The sequence below is a fragment of the Paenibacillus piri genome, assembly GCF_004354045.1.
GTDB lineage: Bacteria > Bacillota > Bacilli > Paenibacillales > NBRC-103111 > Paenibacillus_S > Paenibacillus_S piri.
In genome coordinates, this window is the sequence record NZ_SMRT01000001.1 from 490169 (window position 1) to 510236 (window position 20068).

The 20068-nt window shown below is 52.0% G+C and carries 16 protein-coding genes; 11 read left to right on the forward strand and 5 right to left on the reverse strand.

Annotated elements, in window-relative coordinates; all coding sequences use genetic code 11:
- Positions 1-108: 108 nt before the first annotated feature.
- The gene (gene gcvPA / locus E1757_RS02125; protein ID WP_133225163.1) at positions 109-1464 is read left to right on the forward strand and encodes an aminomethyl-transferring glycine dehydrogenase subunit GcvPA; all 1356 of its coding nucleotides are present in this window, start codon (positions 109-111) and stop codon (positions 1462-1464) included.
- Between the two features lie 56 nt (positions 1465-1520).
- Positions 1521-2978, forward strand: a complete 1458-nt coding sequence (gcvPB, locus tag E1757_RS02130; protein ID WP_133225669.1) for an aminomethyl-transferring glycine dehydrogenase subunit GcvPB — start codon at positions 1521-1523, stop codon at positions 2976-2978.
- A gap of 435 nt (positions 2979-3413) precedes the next feature.
- On the opposite strand, the gene E1757_RS02135 is transcribed toward gcvPB, so the two are convergent.
- Positions 3414-4655 carry a multidrug effflux MFS transporter gene (locus E1757_RS02135; RefSeq protein WP_133225164.1) on the reverse strand — a complete coding sequence of 414 codons (1242 nt, stop codon included), beginning with the start codon at positions 4653-4655 and terminating at the stop codon, positions 3414-3416.
- A 334-nt stretch (positions 4656-4989) separates the two neighbouring features.
- Between E1757_RS02135 and E1757_RS02140 the strand changes: the two genes are divergently transcribed.
- The gene (locus tag E1757_RS02140; protein WP_246078979.1) at positions 4990-6060 is read left to right on the forward strand and encodes a lactonase family protein; all 1071 of its coding nucleotides are present in this window, start codon (positions 4990-4992) and stop codon (positions 6058-6060) included.
- A gap of 349 nt (positions 6061-6409) precedes the next feature.
- Here the strand turns inward: E1757_RS02140 and E1757_RS02145 are convergent, their stop codons facing one another.
- Genes E1757_RS02145 through E1757_RS02155 form a run of 3 tightly spaced genes read right to left on the reverse strand, consistent with a single transcriptional unit; the run spans position 6410 to position 10133 of the window.
- Positions 6410-7561 (reverse strand): Ger(x)C family spore germination protein, encoded by a 1152-nt coding sequence (locus tag E1757_RS02145; protein ID WP_133225165.1) that lies wholly within the window; start codon positions 7559-7561, stop codon positions 6410-6412.
- Positions 7558-9042 carry a spore germination protein gene (locus E1757_RS02150; RefSeq protein ID WP_181956602.1) on the reverse strand — a complete coding sequence of 495 codons (1485 nt, stop codon included), beginning with the start codon at positions 9040-9042 and terminating at the stop codon, positions 7558-7560. The genes E1757_RS02145 and E1757_RS02150 overlap by 4 nt, the downstream gene beginning before the upstream one ends.
- Positions 9039-10133, reverse strand: a complete 1095-nt coding sequence (locus E1757_RS02155; RefSeq protein ID WP_133225166.1) for a GerAB/ArcD/ProY family transporter — start codon at positions 10131-10133, stop codon at positions 9039-9041. The genes E1757_RS02150 and E1757_RS02155 overlap by 4 nt, the downstream gene beginning before the upstream one ends.
- Positions 10134-10379: 246 nt before the next feature.
- On the opposite strand from E1757_RS02155, the gene E1757_RS02160 reads away from it, so the two are divergent.
- From E1757_RS02160 to E1757_RS02185, 6 genes are all read left to right on the forward strand, one after another.
- Positions 10380-11918 (forward strand): spore germination protein, encoded by a 1539-nt coding sequence (locus E1757_RS02160; protein ID WP_133225167.1) that lies wholly within the window; start codon positions 10380-10382, stop codon positions 11916-11918.
- On the forward strand, positions 11915-13015 hold the full coding sequence (locus E1757_RS02165; protein WP_133225168.1) for a GerAB/ArcD/ProY family transporter: 1101 nt from the start codon (positions 11915-11917) through the stop codon (positions 13013-13015). The genes E1757_RS02160 and E1757_RS02165 overlap by 4 nt, the downstream gene beginning before the upstream one ends.
- A complete protein-coding gene (locus E1757_RS02170; protein WP_133225169.1) occupies positions 13012-14136 on the forward strand; it encodes a Ger(x)C family spore germination protein in 1125 nt (374 codons plus the stop codon). Before E1757_RS02165 ends, E1757_RS02170 begins: the two co-directional genes overlap by 4 nt.
- 19 nt (positions 14137-14155) lie before the next feature.
- The gene (locus E1757_RS02175) at positions 14156-15259 is read left to right on the forward strand and encodes a GerAB/ArcD/ProY family transporter (protein ID WP_133225170.1); all 1104 of its coding nucleotides are present in this window, start codon (positions 14156-14158) and stop codon (positions 15257-15259) included.
- The gene (locus E1757_RS02180) at positions 15256-16380 is read left to right on the forward strand and encodes a Ger(x)C family spore germination protein (protein ID WP_165971918.1); all 1125 of its coding nucleotides are present in this window, start codon (positions 15256-15258) and stop codon (positions 16378-16380) included. Before E1757_RS02175 ends, E1757_RS02180 begins: the two co-directional genes overlap by 4 nt.
- Before the next feature lie 94 nt (positions 16381-16474).
- Entirely contained in the window at positions 16475-17344 is an 870-nt protein-coding gene (locus E1757_RS02185) for a 5'-3' exonuclease (RefSeq protein ID WP_133225172.1), read from the forward strand.
- Between the two features lie 176 nt (positions 17345-17520).
- Here the strand turns inward: E1757_RS02185 and E1757_RS02190 are convergent, their stop codons facing one another.
- Entirely contained in the window at positions 17521-17967 is a 447-nt protein-coding gene (locus E1757_RS02190; protein ID WP_133225173.1) for a GNAT family N-acetyltransferase, read from the reverse strand.
- A gap of 229 nt (positions 17968-18196) precedes the next feature.
- On the opposite strand from E1757_RS02190, the gene E1757_RS02195 reads away from it, so the two are divergent.
- Positions 18197-19135 (forward strand): carbohydrate ABC transporter permease, encoded by a 939-nt coding sequence (locus E1757_RS02195; RefSeq protein ID WP_133225174.1) that lies wholly within the window; start codon positions 18197-18199, stop codon positions 19133-19135.
- A 62-nt stretch (positions 19136-19197) separates the two neighbouring features.
- Entirely contained in the window at positions 19198-19980 is a 783-nt protein-coding gene (locus E1757_RS02200; protein WP_133225672.1) for a carbohydrate ABC transporter permease, read from the forward strand.
- The last annotated feature ends 88 nt before the right edge of the window (positions 19981-20068 follow it).

Sequence of the window (20068 nt, forward strand, 5' to 3'; positions counted from 1 at the left end):
CCGCCGCGAGCGGAAATCATGATCGCCCGCGCAAGGGGTAGGGATTTACCGGACCTAAGGGCAAGCGGTTCAAGGTGTACCAGAGAAACAGGACAAGGAGTGAGTCGCATGAAGCATCGCTATTTACCGATGACGGAACAGGATGAGACGGAGATGCTAGCTGTCGCCGGAATCGGCTCCGTCGAAGAATTGTTTGCTGATATTCCGGAGAAGGTGCGTTTTCAGGGCAGGCTGAACGTTTCCGAAGCGCTGGACGAGTACGCGCTGATCAGACATATGCGGCAGTTGGCCGGTAAAAATGCCGATTTTCATACGTATACCTGCTTTCTAGGCGCCGGTATTTACGACCATCATGTGCCGGTTGTGATCAATCATATAATATCGCGGTCCGAGTTTTATACGGCGTATACCCCGTATCAGCCGGAAATCAGCCAAGGCGAGCTGCAGGCTATTTTTGAATTCCAGTCGTATATATGCGAGCTGACCGGTATGGCTGTCGCGAACGCAAGCATGTACGACGGCGCTACGGCGTTGGCGGAAGCGGGGGCGTTGGCCTGCGGCGCAGCGAAGCGCAAGCAGCTGATCGTCTCCCGTGCCGTTCATCCGGAAGCGAGGCAGGTCGTCGCCGCTGTTGCCAAAGGGCTCGGGTTCGAGCTGCTCGAGGTAGGCACCCGGGCGGGTGTGACGGATCTGGAGGAGCTGACCGCGCGGATTGGTGCGGATACGGCGGGCGTGCTGATCCAGTCGCCGAATTTTTTCGGCTGCATCGAGGATCTGCGAGCCGTCGAGCCGGTCGCGCATGCCGCCGGCTCGCTGCTCGTCGTCAGCAGCAATCCGCTGTCGCTCGGGCTGCTGGAGGCGCCCGGCAAGCTTGGCGCCGATGTCGTCGTCGGCGATGCGCAGCCGCTCGGCATCGCGGCCTCGCTCGGCGGTCCGACCTGCGGCTTCTTCGCGGTTTCCGGCGCATGGATGCGGCGCATGCCGGGACGGATCGTCGGGCAGACGGTCGACCGCGACGGCAAGCGGGGCTTTGTGCTGACGCTGCAGGCGAGAGAGCAGCACATACGCCGTGAGAAAGCGACGTCGAATATATGCTCGAACCAGGCGCTGCTCGCGCTGTGCGCCTCCGTATACATGTCGACGATGGGCAAGCGGGGCATGCAGGAGGTAGCCGACCTGAATGTGCAGAAGGCCCATTACGCAGCCGACGCGCTCGGCCGTTTGCCGGGGGTGACGCTGCCTTTTCTACAAACGCCGTTTTTCAATGAGTTTGCGATCAAGCTGCCGGATGGCGCGAGCATAGCTGCCATTAATAAGCGTTTGCTGGAGGCGGGGATGATCGGCGGCTACGACCTGGGCAGAGATGACCCGGCGCTGGAGGGCCATATGCTGATCGCCGTCACCGAACGCAGAACGAAAGCGGAAATCGACGAATTTGCAGAGCGATTGGAGGCGTTGTTATGAGTGAAAGCGAGCCGCAAGCATTGCCGGGGGAGCAGGTCTCCGGCCCTTCTGCCGATGTGAAGCACGAGCAGGCGCTAATCTTCGAATTAAGCAGGCCGGGGCGCGTCGCGTATTCGCTGCCGGAATGCGACGTTCCGCGCCGGGAAACGTCCGAGCTGATTCCAGGCGGCTTATTGCGCGACAAACCGGCCGAGCTGCCCGAAGTGTATGAGGTGGACGTTATCCGTCATTATACGGCGCTGTCCCGCCGAAACTTCGGAATTGACAACGGCTTTTATCCGCTCGGCTCCTGCACGATGAAATATAATCCGAAAATTAACGAGGATGTCGCCCGCTATGCCGGCTTTGCGAATATACATCCTTACCAGCCGGAAGCTTCGATCCAGGGCGCGCTGGAGCTGCTGTACCGGCTGCAGAACGACCTCGCCGCCATTACCGGCATGGATCGGGTGACGCTCCAGCCGGCCGCAGGCGCTCATGGCGAATGGACCGGGCTGATGATGATCCGCGCGTATCATGAGAGCCGCGGGGATCATCGCACGAAGGTTATCGTGCCGGATTCCTCGCACGGCACGAATCCGGCCAGCGCGACGATGGCAGGCCTGGAGACGGTCACGATTCCGTCCAACGATAGCGGACTTGTCGATCTCGAAGCGCTCCGTCAAGCCGTCGGGCCGGATACGGCGGCGTTGATGCTGACCAATCCGAATACGCTCGGCTTGTTCGAGGAGCAGATCGTCGAGATTGCCGCGATCGTGCATGAGGCGGGCGGTCTGCTCTACTACGACGGCGCGAATTCGAACGCGATCATGGGGATCACCCGCCCGGGCGATATGGGCTTCGACGTCGTGCATATGAACCTGCACAAAACGATGAGCACGCCGCACGGCGGCGGCGGTCCGGGCGCGGGGCCGGTCGGCGTCAAACAGCTGCTGGCGCCCTTTCTTCCGAAGCCGACGGTGGAACGCGCTGCGGACGGCTCATACTTCTTCGATGATGACTTGCCGCAATCCATCGGCAGCGTCAAAGCCTATTACGGCAATTTCGGCATTCTCGTCCGCGCCTACGCTTACATCCGGACCTATGGTCCGGAAGGGCTGCGCCGCGTATCGGAATGCGCCGTGCTGAACGCCAACTATATGCTCCGCCGGTTGACCCCGTATTATGAGGTGCCGTTCGACCGCATCTGCAAGCATGAATTCGTGCTGTCGGGCAAAGGGCTGAAAAAGTTCAATATCCGCACATTGGATGTGGCGAAGCGTCTGCTCGATTTCGGCTATCATCCGCCGACGATTTATTTCCCGCTTAACGTGGAGGAGTGCATCATGATCGAGCCTACCGAAACGGAAAGCAAAGAAACGATGGACGCTTTCATCGATACGATGATTCAAATTGCCGGGGAGGCGGCGGCGAACCCGGAGCTGCTCCGCAATGCTCCCTATACGACGCCGGTCCGGCGGCTTGACGAAACCCAGGCCGCACGCAAGCCGGTGCTGAACTGCACATGCAGCTAGGGCATACAAGCACACGCTCCGCCGGTTGGCCCCGTATTATGTGGTTGCCGTTCGAACGCATCTGTCCTGTTTGGGTAGTACCGGCTCTGAATGGCTGACACCTACGCAGATTGCTGATCGGCTTCCGAAAGCGGCGGGGATCCATCCTATATAAATCAGCCGCTTAAAGACTTACTGCGTGAAGGATTGGTACAGACTAATCCAATTATGCTCGGGCAGTATCGGTTAACCACGGATGGCATGTCCATCAAGGAGTTGGAATAGGGTGAGAGCCAATGAGATGGTGGCAACTTACGTAGATTAGAAGTCAGGGCTGCGGCACAGATGCGCGGATGCATGGCACCGCCGGTCTGCGCCGCGACGGCGAATTCAATAAAACCGCCTCCGGCTAGATGGCGAATTAGCCGGAGGCGGTCTTGTTTGCTCGCTGCTCTCTTATGCCTGACGCCGCTGTGATCCTGCGCCGCGTCGTACGAGCAGCAGGTAGCTCAGCACGGCGCCGATTTCCGCGCCGGCGATGACGATGCCCATCGGGGCGGCCGTTGCGCCACCGCCCAAGCCGACGAGCGGGGCAACCAGGCCGCCGAAGATGAACGACAGGACGCCCAGCAGCGCGGCTGCGCTGCCTGCGGCCTGCTTCTGGTTTTGCATGGCGAGCGAGAAGCCTGCCGTAGTGACGATGCCGACGCTCGATACGACGAGAAACAAGCAAGGCAGCACGACGGCGAGTCCCGCTCCGGCAAGGATTGCGATCAGCAGCATGACGCCGCCGAAGGTAGCGAGGGAAAGGCCGCTGGCAAGCAGCTTCAGCTCGCTTACCCGGCCGACGAGCCGGCCGGTCGTTTGGCTCGCGATAATAATCCCGACACCGTTAATGGCGAAAAACATGCTGAACATTTGAGGCGTCGCTCCGTAAATATTTTGAATGACGAAAGGCGAGCCGGATATATAAGCAAACATGGCGGCGACGACAAGCCCCTGCGACAAGGCGAAGCCCATGAAGGTCCGGTCGCCCATCAGCCGGCGGAAGGTGGACAGCATATTGCGGATGCCGCCCGGGGAACGCCGCTCCGCAGGCAATGTTTCGGGCAGGCCGAACATGACGGTAACAAACATGATGAGGCCGATCAATCCGAGTACGATAAACACGACAGGCCATTCGCTGATGCGCAGCAGCTGCCCGCCGGCCACCGGCGCCAAGATCGGGGCGACTCCGTTGATCAGCATCAACAGCGAGAAAAACTTCGTCAATTCCGTTCCGGCATATAAATCGCGGACGACAGCCCGCGAGATTACGATTCCGGCCGAGCCTGCCAAGCCCTGAATAAAGCGCAGGACGATCAATGCCCAGATCGAAGGGGCGAACGCGCACAGCAGCGAGGCTGCCGTATAAACGGCAAGACCGACCAGCAAAGGCGCGCGGCGGCCCCGTACGTCGCTGAGCGGACCGGCCAGCAGCTGGCCTAACGACAGCCCTAGCAGGCAGGCGGTCAGGCTGAGCTGGGCGAGCGAGGCGCTCGTCTGCAAATCGTCGCCAAGCATTGGCAGGGCGGGCAAATACATATCGAGCGACAGCGGACCGAATGCGGATAAAGAGCCCAGTATGAGCGCTATCCATAAACGGCGGGACGAAGACGGCCGAGTGCCGGCATCCTCCGGTCTAGCACCGGTTATCATTGCACATCCCCCCTCTCCTGCTTGCAATCCGATCGGGTACTGCACGGCCATTCATGCCGCCATTCATACAGCCATTTAATTTGCAGTTTATTGCAGCATACCTGCCGCCATTCATACGTATAACCATCGTACATTCCACTCCAGCTTTGTTTTATCGATGCGTTGTTTCAATCAAGTTCAACCTTGCTTCTCAAACTAACATAAAGACTTTCGGCCCAAGTTGTCAATCCCCGGACCGAACTGAACCTGCGGCAGAACTTTTTCCTCCTTCGCCCATTTTATGGTAAACTAAGAGGAATTAGGTTATAAAACGAATATTAAAGGAGTGATATGGATGATGAATTCAGCTCCGAACGATGAGCTGCTCGTCTATGTAGGCTCATATGCGCCCGCATCCTCGGAAAGCATTTACGTATACCGGCTTCATCCGGTAACCGGAGCGCTGACGCTGCAGCAGAGCTTGAGCGGAATAGTGAATCCGTCGTTTTTGACGCTTGACCCGAAGCGGAACCGGCTGTACGCGGTCAGCGAGGTCGGGGAAGGCGCCGGCCAGGCGGCGGCTTATGCAATCCGGCCCGAGGATGGGAGCCTTGATTTTTCGAACAGCGTGTCTTCGCTGGGTCGGGCTTCCTGCTATGTCACGTTAGACGGAGACTCCACCTGCCTGCTTGCCGCCAATTATACAAGCGGCAATGTCGTCTTGTTCCCGATCGAAGCGGACGGCCGGGTCGGAGAAGCCGCGGATCAGGTGCAGCATGCCGGCAGCAGCATCCGCGCCGATCGGCAATCGGAGCCGCATCCCCATGCCGCCGTGATCGATCCCGGCGATCGGTTCGTATTCGTTCCCGATCTGGGGATCGACCGGATAAAGGTGTACCGAATCGGTCGTGAGCCGCTGCGGCTTATCGCCCATGGCGAAGTGCCGGTTACCCCCGGATCGGGTCCGAGGCATATGGCGTTCCATCGCGATATTCCTTATGCTTATGTCATTAATGAACTGGATTCCACGATAACCGCATTTGCATATGAAGCCGGGAATGGTTCGCTGCGTCCGGTGCAAACTGTGTCCGCGCTGCCCGAAGGCTTCACGGACTCGAGCACATGTGCGGATATTCACATCTCGCCGTCCGGCAGCTACTTGTACGGATCGAACCGCGGTCATGACAGCATCGTCGTCTATGCGATCAACCGGACCGACGGAACTTTAACTTATGTGGAGCATACGCCGACGTTGGGCGCAACACCGCGCAATTTCGCCGTTACGCCGGACGGACGGTTGCTGCTTGCCGCCAATCAGGATACCGATTCGATCGTTACTTTCCGGGTGGATCTGGCGACCGGCCGCTTGACACCGACAGGTCAAACCGTTAATGTCTCGAAACCCGTTTGTATAAAATTTGCATAATAACGGGACCTGATAACGGCAAACAGGCGCGAGTGAACTCATTCAGCTTTGCTGAACATCGGGGAATCAGATGCGGACTCTACCCCACCTGATTCAAGGCCCACCTTAGAGGTGGGGGTCTTAAACCGATAAAGTCGTAATCGAATAAACCTCCAATACCGCGAACAAAACGGTGTTGGAGGTTTTTGTGTGTTGAATAGAAAGTATAAGATTTTATACTTGGCTTCGCACAACCTTGACAAACGCGCTCGTCCCGTAGGACGACGAAGCCGTTTATCCTTGTCAGGCTAAAATTGGCATGGAGCGGAAGGTGTACGATTTGAAGCCGACTTTAGAGCTTGTCCCTTTATCAGTAGGTTCGGCCTTTATATTTGCCGGTATGCAGCAGATGGATGCGGACATCGACATGGCTTAACGAATGTTCATCCAGAAGAAACCGGCGTTTTTCGTGCAATGCTTTCCATTCTTTCGGATGATCCCGGTACAGCGAACGATCCAATTTCAATACATCGGACTTCAGACCGATCCCTTTTTTATACGTATAAATGATTTGATCCCGGATCACTTTGGCCGCCAAACTCTCGATCTTGTCCTTGGGCAGATCCACAATCAGCTCGTCCAAATAAGCGTCAAGCTTGATGGATAGGTCGAAGCGTACGTTGCCGTCCTCGAACACCGGTCGTATTTTAGGACGGGGATTCAGCAGTACGAGAGCAGCGGCCGGCTCGTGATTGTCAAAAATATTGATCGAGGAGCGCTGCATTTTTTTCTGCATCCATCGGTAGCCGATCAGATCGTTTTCGCTCAGCCAGCCGGTTAATTGCGTGTTTTCGAGCAAGAAGGCCCCGTCGACCTTTAACATCGGCTTTATTTTGGTATCTTCCTGCCAGCCCTGTTTACTTACGGTCAGCGAGGGGAGAAGCGACGAATTGCTCGGTTCGTTGAATTGGGAAATAATTCGGTAGCCGTAAACCGGCAAAATGAACGTACGCTGGGAATTCATCTGGGCAGGCGTATACATGATCGTATCCAACGGAGAAAAATTCATCAGCGATTTTTTGGTAAAAATCTCCTGAAGCGGAACTTTCGTTCCGTAAAGCAAAATATTGTACCGGACCTCGCGGTACCGATTCAACATGTCGTAAGACTCGCGTATTTTTTCCGCATCCCGCAGTATGTTTTCCGAGCAGACAATCGCTTTCACATGTCCCCAAAAAAGACGTATTTGCGAAGTGGAGTAAATGTCATTGAACGATTCGGTAATCGTCTTCCCCACTCCTTTGCCGATCCATACGGGAATATTTTTGCCGAGCTGACTAGTTTCGGTTTTGGCTACGTTGGTGAAGTTCAACACCTGCACATAAGTGTGGAATTTTCCGTCTTTATAATCCAGCCCGAGCGCAGTCACGTAAGCCATAGATTGAATATCCTTGGAATTCCAGCACCCCGGAAGCAGCAAAAGTACCGATAAGTAAACGAACGCGGCCGCTATTTGTTTCATTTGGAATCATCTCCTTGATGATCCGGGTCAATGGTGTTTAAAACCTTGGGTCGGTTGACCATTTTTTTCCATGGGAGCCGGAGGTACGCTTTTATAAAATCTTTCACGTAAAGCGGGGAAAACGGCGCCATATAAGGAACTCCGAACGAATGCAGCTTGGACATATAGAACAGCAGCAAAATAACGCTCAGTATCATCCCGTACATGCCGAGAACGTTGGCAATACCGAATATGATCAGTCTAATGATGCTGACAATCGTACTTAAGGACTGATTGACCAAGGTTGCTCCGGTGATCGCCGTGATGGCGCCGACGACTACGACGGACGGTGAAACCAAACCGGACCGGATCGACGCATCCCCGATGACCAAACCGCCGACAACGGTTAACGTCTGACCAATGGAGCTCGGAAGCCGTACGCCCGCCTCGCGGAATATTTCAAGCAGCAGCAGCAGTACGAACATCTCCATCTGCGCGGAAAAAGGCAGGCCGATCCGGGCTACGGAAATGGTGGCCATGAGCCGGAAGGGGAGCTGGTCCTGATGAAACGCTACAAGAGAAACCCAAAAACCGGGCAGCAGCGCGGACAGCCAAAAGCTGAGCAGCCTTATCAGGCGGGCGAACGAAACGTACTGGAAGGTGAAATGGATATCCTCCGGCGATTTCAACACTAACGCGAAGGAGGCGGGGCCGATCAGTACGGACGGATTGCCGTCCACGACGACGACGAATCTCCCGGCAAGCAGCGCACTCACCGCATAATCCGGACGGCCGCTGAAATCGAGCAACGGGAATAGCGTATATTTCACATCGCTCAGCTGTTCTTCCAATTGAGCGATGCTGTACATGCCGTCCATATCGACCTTATTCAACCGGGTTCGCACCTCGTTCAGCACTTTTGGAGAAATAATGTCGTGAAAATAAAGCAGGCTTACTTTGGTCCGTGTTCTGGTGCCCAGAATGAACGTTTCATTGTACAAGCTGTTGCTGCGAATGCGTTTGCGGATCAGTGCGATATTGGTGGGCAAGTCTTCGACAAAGCCGTCCTTCGGTCCTTTGATCGATATTTCAGTGCTGGATTCCTCGGGAGATCGTCCGGGACGATGGCAAATATTCATTTTAAACAGCGCATTCGTTTCCGGAATCAGCATCAGAAGATCGCCTTGAAACACCGAATCCACTATCAACTCCTTCGTAACGACCGGCTCTTCAAACGCGATTAGCGGCAGCGATCCGAACAGCTGCCCGTCCCGCAAACGGTCGAAGCCTTCTTCCTGATATAAGTAATGAAGCTGGGGCAGCACGACTTTACTGATCATGGCGGATTCGCACAAACCTTCGGCAAAAATGAGCATAATTTCGGACGAAGCCGATTGTTCCATCCGGTGAACCTGGATTTGCACGTCCGCCGTTTGTACGAACAGCTCTTTTAATGTGTGTTTCGTCCAAGCCGGCACCGGCTCCTCTGTTCGCCCGTTCACGTCGATTCCTCCCTGGCAGATTTTTTGATGAGCGATGCAATCGCCCAAATGACGGTTATGAGCACGATAACGGCCAGTGTAACCGGAAAGTAGGCCTTATACATCCACATATAAAACTCGTTTTGATTGATCGGCAGCAGGGCTAGTAAAATAAAGCTGACCGAAATAATCATGATGAACCGGCCCCGAATATCCGGACGGGTGAACGGCAGCAGATCGGCCAGCAGAAAAAGAGCAAGACTGATACGAACGCATGCTCCCGCCAGCCATTGGTACACGGACAAGAAGTCGACATGCTCGATATATTCGCCCAATTTGACAAGTCGCCATTGCTCGTAGGGGGAGATCATCTGTTTGGCCGCTTCTTTCGGACCGAATTCCGTGATGGCGCCGATAAGCGGGCCGAGCGAGATGTAAACCAGCATACCGGCAAGCAGGAGAAGCTTCCACAGCTTGATTGGCGATTTGATATGATGCTGCATCATAAGGATGACGACCAGCTCCGCGAATCCGCCTCCGGCATAGATCATGCCGTTGAAGACGGGCTGCCAGCCATGCTCCAAAAAGGGCTTTAACAGACCGTAATCTTTTTGCGGCGTATTGAATATCGCTACGAAAAAGCCCAGCAGCACGACCGTCGGAAGTAAAACGCCCGAGCATATCGCGATGGTACGGATACCGTTGATGGCTGCGTAACAGCAGACGAGCACAATAGCGGTCATGAGCACGAACTTGGGGGTTGCCGGCAAATAATTGGTAACCGTCCAGATCGATGTATGGATGACGGTGAAGCCTCCGATTATATAGAACAGCACGCCGATCGGAGCTACGAGCACCCATCCCAGAACAGGCGTCGTTTGCCGGGCCAGCCAGGGCTGCAGCTTTTCCTGTCCCGATCTTTTTATGACGAAGGCAAGCAGTCCGCACCACGGAATGAGTGCGATGGCTGTCAATAAAATGGAAATCCAGGCGTCTCTGCCGCTTGCGTCGAGCATAATCGGATTCACGGTTACGTGGTCGGTCAATCCGTTCATTAACAGCAAGATCATCCAGGCCTGAACAATATTGATAGTACCTTTTGAATGGTTCATGTCGATTCCTGTCTATGGTTAGTCGAACTTACTAATATACGATTGTTATATATTCGGCCTCGATGGAGGTTTTCATATATTATCCAACAATGGAACAATATATGCGGTATAATTTGAAACGTTTTTGAAACGCCCCCTGCTTTTTCTCACTCATCATGCTTTACATAAAATTCCTTTAATTGGTCCATTATAGATTATCAGATGCCTATCGGAAAACAACGCATTGATGATTCGGGGTGATGGTCAATGAAATTTTTGAGGTGGTTAGGAAGATCGAAATACCAGTCGGCTCAACGGCAAAGCAATCAGCAGCAGCAGTCGCTTCTAAGCGCGGATTTGGCACAAAATTTGTCAGTTCTTCAAAACGTTTTCACCAAAACACCCGACCTTATTGTGAGGCACCTGATCATCAAACAAAGCGGAGATCAGGCGGCGCTTGTTTATTTAGACGGTCTTGCAGATAAAAATTCGATTAACAATAATGTGCTTCGCCCCCTTCAATACAATGAGGGGGGTAAGGAAGAGAGCTTAGGCTTTACAGTAACTGTCGGCCATTTCCATACGCTGCATTCATGGAATCAGGTCGAAGGCGCGATCCTGCATGCCAGTAGCGTTCTGTTTATCGCCGGGCGAATGGAAGCCTATGCATTTGATACAGCAGGCTGGCCGCAGCGGGCTATTGAGGATCCGCAGCTGGAGACATCGCTAAAAGGCGCGCATCAAGGTTTCGTTGAAACAGGGAGCCAAAATATTGCTTTAATCCGCCGTTACATTCCGAACCGCGAGTTGAAAACATTGGAACTGACGGTCGGTCGAAGAGGCGAAACCAAAATATCCATTATGTATCTGGAAGACGTCGCTCATCCGGAGGTTTTGAAAGAGCTGGAAGACCGAATCAGCCTATTGGACGTCGATGTGATTATTAACACAGGCGAATTGGCGGAGTTAATCGAGGACAACCCGTATTCTCCTTTTCCGCAGTTTATCTCGACGGAACGGCCGGATGCAGCTGCTTCGCAAATTATACAAGGCCGGTTTGTTGTCGTCGTCGACCGTTCTCCCAGCGTGCTGGTTGCGCCGGTCACCTTTGCATCTTTTTTTCAAAGCGTGGACGATTACAGCACACGCTGGTCGATAGCCACTTTTATACGGCTGCTGCGATTATTCGCTTTTTTCGTTGCCATTTTTTTACCGGCTTTCTACATTGCCGTCATTTCCTACAATTTCGAAATCATCCCGATTAAATTGCTGCTTTCCATTGGCGAATTCAGAGGACGCGTTCCGTTTCCGCCGTTTGTCGAAGCGGTTCTTATGGAGATGACGCTCGAAATGATGAGGGAGGCCGGTGTACGCCTCCCGGCTCCGGTCGGACAAACCGTCGGCATTGTCGGCGGCATAGTCATCGGCCAGGCGATCGTTCAGGCAGGACTCATCAGCAATACGATGGTTATTGTCGTTGCGTTTACCGCCATCGCTTCGTTTATCCTGCCCAATTATGATATGGTTGCGGCTGTCCGGCTGCTGCGCTTTGCCATGATGGTGGCCGCTTCGATGTTCGGGATTGTCGGCATCGTTATAGGATTGATGACGCTGATCGGACATCTCATCGCTCTGGAATCGCTTGGTACGCCGTTTGGGAACCCTTTTGCGCCTGTGCGGTTTGCAGATTGGAAGGATGCCTTCGTCCGCCTGCCTCTCTGGTTCATGACCAAACGGCCGTTGAGCACAAGAGCGGTTCAATTAAAAAGGCAGGGTTCAAACCATCCGAAGGGTGACGGGAAATGAAAAAATACGCATTTAATAATATGAGCCTTATGCAGTTTATTTTTTTCAATACCGGCATTCAAATCAGCGTTGTATTTTTGTCTCTGCCGCGCAATTTGGCTGAGCAGGCCGGTACCGACGGCTGGATCGCGCTTATTATCGGCTGGATCCTGAGTTTGGCCGCCAGCCTGATCATGATTCAAGTCATGAAACGGTACCCCGACGGTACGCTGCTCGATTTATTGACCCGTTATGCAGGCAAATGGGCAGGCAAAACGGCAGCAGTTCTGTTAGCGCTGTATTTTATCTATTTTGGATATGAAGGCATTGTAAGAGCGGTCAATATAATAAAAATATGGCTTTTACCGCAAACTCCGGCTTATCTCATTATGATTTTGCTGCTTATTCCATCTTATCTTATCGCGCGAAACGGGCCGACCATATTGGGCCGATACAGCGAGATTATCCTGCTTATGTCATTTTGGATTCCAATCGTTTACTTAATTCCGTTAAAGGATGCCCACTGGCTCCACCTGCTGCCTGTTTTTAAGGAAGGGTGGAAGCCCGTCTTAGCCGCCATGCCCGCAACCGTCTATTCTTTTGTAGGTTTTGTAGTCACGATGATGTTATATCCGTTTTTAGACAACAAGCATAACGCTTCCTTGGGCGTTACGATTTGCAATACGTTAACACTGCTCACGCATTTGTTCATTACGATTATTTGCTTCGTCTACTTCAGTCCGGATGAAATTATTACTTATAACGAACCGGTGATCACTTATTTGAAAGCGATTGAGTTTGAATTTATCGAACGGATCGAAATCTTATTTATCTCCTTCTATTTATTGCTTTTTTCGCTGTCATGGATACCGGTATTTTCCTTGGCCGCAATTTGCACAAGCTGGCTGGCAGGCCAAAAAGATCACCGCAGCCATCTCCGTGTATTGTGGGCGTTGCTCGCGGCAGCAACTTTTTTCTACCTGCCGAGTTACCGCCAAAGTGAATGGATGGATGATATTCTGGCCGCTGTCGGGCTTGTCGTTGAATATATTTTTCCATTTGTTTTGTTCGGCTATTTATGGATATATGATCGGCTTCAAAGGAGAACGAACCTGTGAACAAACGACTGCTGTATGCCGGCTGCCTAACTGCCGCTATCGTCCTGCTTGCCGGGTGCTACGACCGGCTGAACATGGAAGATGCTAACTTTCCCTTGGCATTGGGGATGGATGTCGACAATCAGAATAAATTTCATGTTTACATGTCCAGTCCTGAGTTCAGCAAAAATGCAAAGAAAAAACACCATGAGATCGGCGAACAAGCCCTATCGCTCCGCCAGTCAAGAGTTCAGCAGGATGCCCACACAGCGGGCGTATTTCAAGGCCGGAAATATCAGGTCATCCTTGTTGGAAAACGCATCCTGCAGCAAGACGATTGGTTCCGTATTCTGGACGTTATTTTTCGCGATTCGAGAAATACGGTAACCGACCGGATTATCGCCTTTAACGGAGAAGTCCCGGATATCATATACCTGGATCGCAAGGATACGCCGTACTTGCCTATCATGCTGAGGGATATGGTCGATACAAAAAGCACAAGATCGGAGACGGTAAAAATAACGGCACAGGAGCTGCACCGGCAAATATATGAAAAAGGAATTACTCCTTCGATCTCCGAGGTGAGCTTGGATAAAAATAAAAAAGTTAAGCTTGACGGAACCGCATTGCTTGATCATAGGGGGAAATACGCCGGAACATTAAACGCCCAGGAAACGGTTCTGCTAAAAATATTGCAAAAGGATACCAACAAGGTCGTCAGCTTAACTCTTCCGATTCCGGGCAAAACCAAAACCGGACCGTTCGATACGGACAAAGTCAGTATCCATGCCGAGCAGATAAAAACGAAAATAAAAACGTCTTATGTTGACGGCAAATTTAAGTTTGATATCCGCATTCAAATGAAAGTCGCTTTATTGGAACGGTTGTTCCCCATGGATATAAGAAAAAAAGGAGGGGAGCTGGAGAACATGATTGCTGAACAAACGCGAAAGCAAATGATCGGGCTCATCCGAAAAATACAGAAGCACGAAATCGATCCGATCGGGCTTGGCCTCTACGCCAGAGCTTATGAATATAAACAATATAAGGAAGTGTCGGAACATTGGGGCAAAGCGTTAGCTGAAGCGGATATCACCGTTTTCGTCAAAACCGCCATACAATCTATGGGCCCCGTGAAGTAACCGTCCAAGGGTGATAGAAGTGAAAAAATATGCTTTCAATGAAATTACTTTCATGCAGTTTATTTTTATCCAATTCGGAGCTCAATTCGGTTTCGGGCTGCTGTCGCTGCCGCAGGTATTAGCCCAACAGGCCGGTACGGACAGCTTGATCTCGATTGTTATAGCTTGGGCCGTCTCCACAGCAGCCAGTCTGATTATTGTTCAAGTGATGAAGAACCGTCCGGACGGCACCTTGTTCGACCTGCTGAAGCATTACGCGGGCAAATGGGTTGGCAAGGCGGGAGCTTTGTTTTTCGGCATCTGGTTTTTTATTTACGGATACACCGCGATGGTGAGAACCGTTCTGTATACAAAGGTATGGCTGCTGCCGCAAACACCGGTTTATTTGATTATGCTGCTGCTGCTTATTCCGTCCTATCTAATAGCGCGAAACGGCCTTCGTATCGTGGGCAGATACTCGGAGTTTATTGTTTTCATTTCCTTATGGATACCATTCGCGTATTTACTGCCGCTAAAGGATGCGCATATACTCAACTTGCTCCCTGTAGTCAAGGAGGGCTGGCTTCCTATCCTCTCGGCGGTGCGGGTTACCGCTCTTTCCTACGCAGGGTTGGAAATCGCGTTTGTTTTATACCCGTTTTTGCAAAACAGGCAAAAAGCCGCCGCCGCAGTTGTGATCGCCAATACGCTGACGATGCTTGTGCTTGTATTCATCACTTTTGTCTGTTTCGTCTATTTCAGTCCTTATGAAATTACCGAATATAATGAGCCTGTGGTCAATGTTCTGAAAACAATCGAATTTAAGTTTATAGAACGGATCGAAACTTTATTTATCGCGTTTTATTTATTTATTTTTTCATTATGTTGGATTTCCTTCATGTACATGGCCGTATTTTGCACAAGCTGGATATTCGGCAAGGAGGACCACCGCGGCCATTTGCGGATCATCTGCCTCATGCTTGCAATAGTCGCCTTCATCTTTTTGCCTACTTTTAACCAGAGCGAGCGTTTGGAAGAGTTTCTTGGTCGAGCCGCTCTTATTATTGATTATGGAATCCCCTGCTGTTTATTGCTGTACGTATGGATGCACAAACATTTTCAGTGGAGGAAGAAGCTCGAATGAACAAGAGGGTACTGAATGCTTTACTTGCCGTTATCATGACTGTTACGCTCATCGGGTGCAAGGACAGATTGGATCTGGAAGATGTCGTCTTCCCCTTGGCGATCGGCCTGGACTTAGATAAAAACAACAACTTGACCATCTATGATATTCATCCCGTGTTCACGAAAAATGTGAAGAAAAAAAATCAAGAAATCCATGTCACTACATCGACGATTCGCATGGCCAAAGAACAAATAGACGCCCATACAGCCGGTATTTTTCAAGGGAGAAAAACGCAGGTTTTCCTGATCAGCAAAAAAATATTGCAGCAGGACGGATGGTTTCCCATGACGGATGTGTTTTTTCGCGATGCCAAAAATCCGTTAACCCCAAGAGTGATTGTTTACAACGGACCTTTATCGGACATTTTTTCCTTAAATCCGCCGGACGAGCCGATACTCCCCGTGTTATTGCGCGGAATGGTCGATACGAAAAGCGCCCGGTCGGAAACGGTCAGCACGACCATGCAAAAGCTGCATTGGCAAATGTATGAAAAAGGGATTACTCCTTGCATCTCCGAGATTGCACTGAGCGCGAATCATGATGTCACCCTGCATGGAACGACGCTGCTTACCCATAAAGGGAAATTTGCCGTTTCATTTAGCTCCGAGGAAACCGTATTTATGAGCATCCTGCAAAAAAATGCGGGCAAAACGGTCAGCATATCGATTTCCGCACCCGATGAATCCAAGAAAGGACCGTTCGATATGAGCCGGGTAAGCTTTGATGCAAAAGGAGTAAATACCAAAATTAAATCCTCCTACATGCAAAACAAATTTCATTTTGATATTCGCATCAAGATGCCCATTGTTATATCCGAGCTCCTATTCCCTTTTGATCTGCAAAAGAACGGACCGGAGCTGGAAAAAATCATTTCCAGGCAAGTACAAAAACAATTTGAGAGCATCATCCAAAAAATTCAAAAGCATAAAATCGATCCGATTGGACTGGGGCGTTACGCCCGGGCCCACCATTACAGCCAGTTTAAAAAAGCAGAGGACCGCTGGGGCGAAGAGCTGGCCAAGGCGGACATACGTATTTCTGTGAAAATTACGATTGAAGCAACGGGGCCGGTGAAGTGAATGCCGGATAGCTGCGCGCTCACCTTTTTTTACGGAAAGGGCGAAAAGCCTGTGTTATACTCAGAGAGAGTACATACAGAGGAAGTGAAGTGCGTTGTCAAACACGAATAAAGTATTGCTGGTAGACGGAATGGCTCTTTTATTCCGGGCTTATTTCGCCAACTCGTACGGGGGCTACATCCGCAAGACGGCTTCCGGCGTTCCGACCAATGCGGTCTACGGATTCATGAAATATTTTTTGGATGCGGTTGACAGGTTTGGGCCCACGCATGTCGTTTGCTGCTGGGATCTCGGAAGCAAGACGTTCCGCACGGACAAGTACGACGGCTACAAAGCGAACAGGCCGGAAGCGCCGGCGGATTTGATCCCGCAGTTTTCGTTAATCAAAGAGGTGGTGGCCAGCTTCAACGTACCGAATGTCGGATATGAAGGCTTTGAGGCCGACGATTGCATCGGTACGCTGGCCGGCCGGTTCAGTCAGGAAATGGACGTGTACGTGCTGACCGGCGACCACGATATGCTGCAGCTCGTAAGCGAGCGTGTGAAGGTCGTCATTATGAAAAAAGGCCAGTCCAATTATGCGGTATACGATCCGGAGCTGCTGCTGCAGGAAAAACAGCTGACCACCGCCCAGTTCATCGACCTGAAGGGCTTGATCGGCGATACGAGCGACAATTATCCGGGAGTGAAAGGCATCGGGGAGAAAACGGCAATTAAATTGTTGGCGGAATACGGGTCCATCGATGGCATCCTGGATAACTTGTCTAGCCTGCCGAAAGGCGTCCGCAGCAAAATCGAAGCCGATATGGAGATGCTGCACCTGTGCCGCGATTTGGCCCGCATCCGCTGCGATGCTCCTGTGGAATGCAATGTGCATGCGTCCGTATGGGATGCGGACCGCCACAGCGTCATCGCCAAGTTCGAGGAGCTGGAGTTTAAAGGACTGATGAAGCTGATCGGCTAAACAAATATGGATATGAAAAGAGCCTTCCTTGCCCGGCTGACGGGCGGGGAAGGCTCTTTTGCCGTATGGCGCCTCTCGGCACACAGGGCTGGCTGCCTAGCGACATGTGCGCTTTAGCCGGCTTGGATACATGGCTATTATCGTATGGCGGTTGCCCACGCGTCAGCGCGCCGACGTCAGGCCTGCAGCCGCTTTTTCATGCGGACATGCGGAATCCCCGCATCAAGGAAAGGCTCGGGCGATACGGTGACATAGCCCAGCTTCGAGTAAAAGGCTTCCGCCTGGCACTGCGCGTCGAGCACCGTGCCGGTATAGCCGCGCTCGCGGGCCGCTTCCTCCAGCGCCAGCACGACAGCCTTGCCCGCGCCGGTTCCCCGCTGCCCGCGCAACACGGCGATCCGCTGCAGCTTCATGGCGCCTTCTTCGTAAGGCCGCATTCTTCCGGCGCCGACAGGGCGGCCGCTGTCCAGCAGCAGCACGTGCACGCATGCGTCCGGACTTTGGTCGAACTCGTCGACCTCCAGACTCTCATCGACCTGCTGCTCGTTGACGAATACCTCGCGCCGGACATCCAGACACTGCTGCAGCTGGTCGCGCGTCGTTGCAATGACAATCTGTCTCATTCGGTCGTGCCTCCTCTGCATCTTATCGTTACTTTCGCAACGGTCTGCCCGTACGAACGGTTCCTATCATGCATACCGCAAAATCGTCCCGGCGTCAAATCGGCGGCTGTCGAAATTCGAAGGCATGTCGAAATTCTTAGTAATTTGAAAGAAATCGGAATCCACTCTCATAGTCATGGAGGCCGGCAGTCTTTATACTGAAAAAAACAACAAAAGAGGTGACTGCAGGATGGAAGCAAGTGATTCGGTTGCTTTGACGAAAAGCCGAACGGCTCGAATAAAGCGATGGGATTCGCCGGTTGCCGGCTATATCGCGATTTCTCCTTGGCTCCTTGGATTTCTCGTTTTGACGCTGTACCCGATGGTTCAATCGCTTTATTACTCCTTTACCGATTTTTCGCTGCTGGAGGCTCCCAACTGGATCGGGCTGCGCAATTACGAAAAAATTTCGACGGATGCCACCTTTTACCAGTCGGTTAAAGTGACATTTATTTACGTCCTCTGTTCGGTGCCGCTGAGACTGGTAGCCGCGCTGCTCATCGCCGTGCTGCTGGCTAAAAACGTAAAGGGCATGTCGGCTTACCGGACGATGATTTATTTTCCGTCGCTCATTGGCGGCAGTATTGCAGTATCCATTTTATGGAAAAACATTTTCGGCAAGGATGGCTATATCAATTATTTGTTAAGCCATCTGGGCATTGAAGGGACAGGCTATGTGACCAATCCCGACACGGCGCTCGGAACGCTGATTTTGCTCGTCGTCTGGCAGTTCGGTTCGGCAATGGTTATTTTTTTGGCCGGACTCAAGCAAATCCCGAACGATCTGTACGAAGCGTCATCCGTCGACGGAGCGGGAAAAGTGACGCAGTTTTTTAAAATTACGCTGCCGATGCTCTCGCCGACCATTTATTTTAATACGGTAATGGGCATCATCGGCGCTTTTCAAATGTTCACCCCGGCGATGATTATAACGCACGGGGGTCCGATGAATTCGACTTATGTGTATGCGCTTTATTTATACGACCGGGCGTTCAGTCAGTTGCAGATGGGCTATGCGTCGGGACTGGCCTGGGTGATGCTGCTCATTATCGCCGCCTCCACTTCCATTATTTTTGTTACATCCAAATATTGGGTTTTCTATGAATCGGAAGGAGGGCGAAAACGTTGAAGCAGGCTCTATCGACAAAAGCATTTCATAGGCATCTGATCCTGCTGGTCTTCAGCATCGTGATGATTTACCCGGTCATTTGGTGGGTCGGCGCCTCCCTCAAATCGAATGAGGAGCTGAGCTTGCCCGGCCTGTTTCCGTCGAAGCCTCTTTGGAGCAATTTCAGCGACGGCTGGCACGCGATTCCGGGACGTTCGTTTACCGATTTTTATTTGAATACGTTCCAGTTGGAGCTTGGCGTCTTGTTTACGACGATCATTTCCTGCAGTCTTGTTGCGTACGGGTTTGCCCGGCTTGATTTTCCGCTGCGCGGCATTTGGTTTTCCGTTCTGATGATGACGCTGATGCTTCCGCACCAGGTGACGATTATTCCGCAATATGCGCTTTTTCATAAATTCGATTGGATCAATACGTATTTGCCGTTCATTGTGCCTCATGCGCTGGCCGGCGGTACGGGAGGTACGTTCTTCGTGTTTTTGCTGGTTCAGTTTATCCGCGGTATTCCGCGAGAATTGGACGAATCGGCGAAAATGGACGGCTGCAGCTGGTTCGGCATTTATTGGCGGATCGTGCTGCCGCTGATGAAGCCGGCGCTCGTCACGGTGCTCATCTACTGCTTTTTGTGGAATTGGGACGATTTTTTCGGCCATCTGCTCTATATCAACTCGGTGGACAAATATACGGTCGGTCTGGCCCTCCGCATGTTTAACGATTCCCAATCCGCTCAAGCGTGGGGCCAGCTGCTGGCGATGGGGCTTGTCTCGGTCGTCCCGTCGGCGCTGATCTTTTTTATGGCGCAAAAGCATTTTGTCGAAGGGATGGCGACGACGGGGATCAAAGGGTAAAGATTCGTTGTATTTTAAAACAAATCGGACGTTGCCCGCATACTCATTTGCGGTTGATGCTGATATTCTATATGCAGGTTTTACTAAA

Coding starts and splice junctions, on each gene's coding strand:
- E1757_RS02165 (WP_133225168.1), top strand. CDS start 11,915: ATGAAAAAATACGCATTTAATAATATGAGCCTTATGCAGTTTATTTTT.
- E1757_RS02155 (WP_133225166.1), bottom strand. CDS start 10,133: ATGAACCATTCAAAAGGTACTATCAATATTGTTCAGGCCTGGATGATC.
- E1757_RS02180 (WP_165971918.1), top strand. CDS start 15,256: ATGAACAAGAGGGTACTGAATGCTTTACTTGCCGTTATCATGACTGTT.
- E1757_RS02200 (WP_133225672.1), top strand. CDS start 19,198: ATGATTTACCCGGTCATTTGGTGGGTCGGCGCCTCCCTCAAATCGAAT.
- E1757_RS02160 (WP_133225167.1), top strand. CDS start 10,380: ATGAAATTTTTGAGGTGGTTAGGAAGATCGAAATACCAGTCGGCTCAA.
- gcvPA (WP_133225163.1), top strand. CDS start 109: ATGAAGCATCGCTATTTACCGATGACGGAACAGGATGAGACGGAGATG.
- E1757_RS02140 (WP_246078979.1), top strand. CDS start 4,990: ATGATGAATTCAGCTCCGAACGATGAGCTGCTCGTCTATGTAGGCTCA.
- E1757_RS02145 (WP_133225165.1), bottom strand. CDS start 7,561: ATGAAACAAATAGCGGCCGCGTTCGTTTACTTATCGGTACTTTTGCTG.
- E1757_RS02135 (WP_133225164.1), bottom strand. CDS start 4,655: ATGATAACCGGTGCTAGACCGGAGGATGCCGGCACTCGGCCGTCTTCG.
- E1757_RS02195 (WP_133225174.1), top strand. CDS start 18,197: ATGGAAGCAAGTGATTCGGTTGCTTTGACGAAAAGCCGAACGGCTCGA.
- E1757_RS02190 (WP_133225173.1), bottom strand. CDS start 17,967: ATGAGACAGATTGTCATTGCAACGACGCGCGACCAGCTGCAGCAGTGT.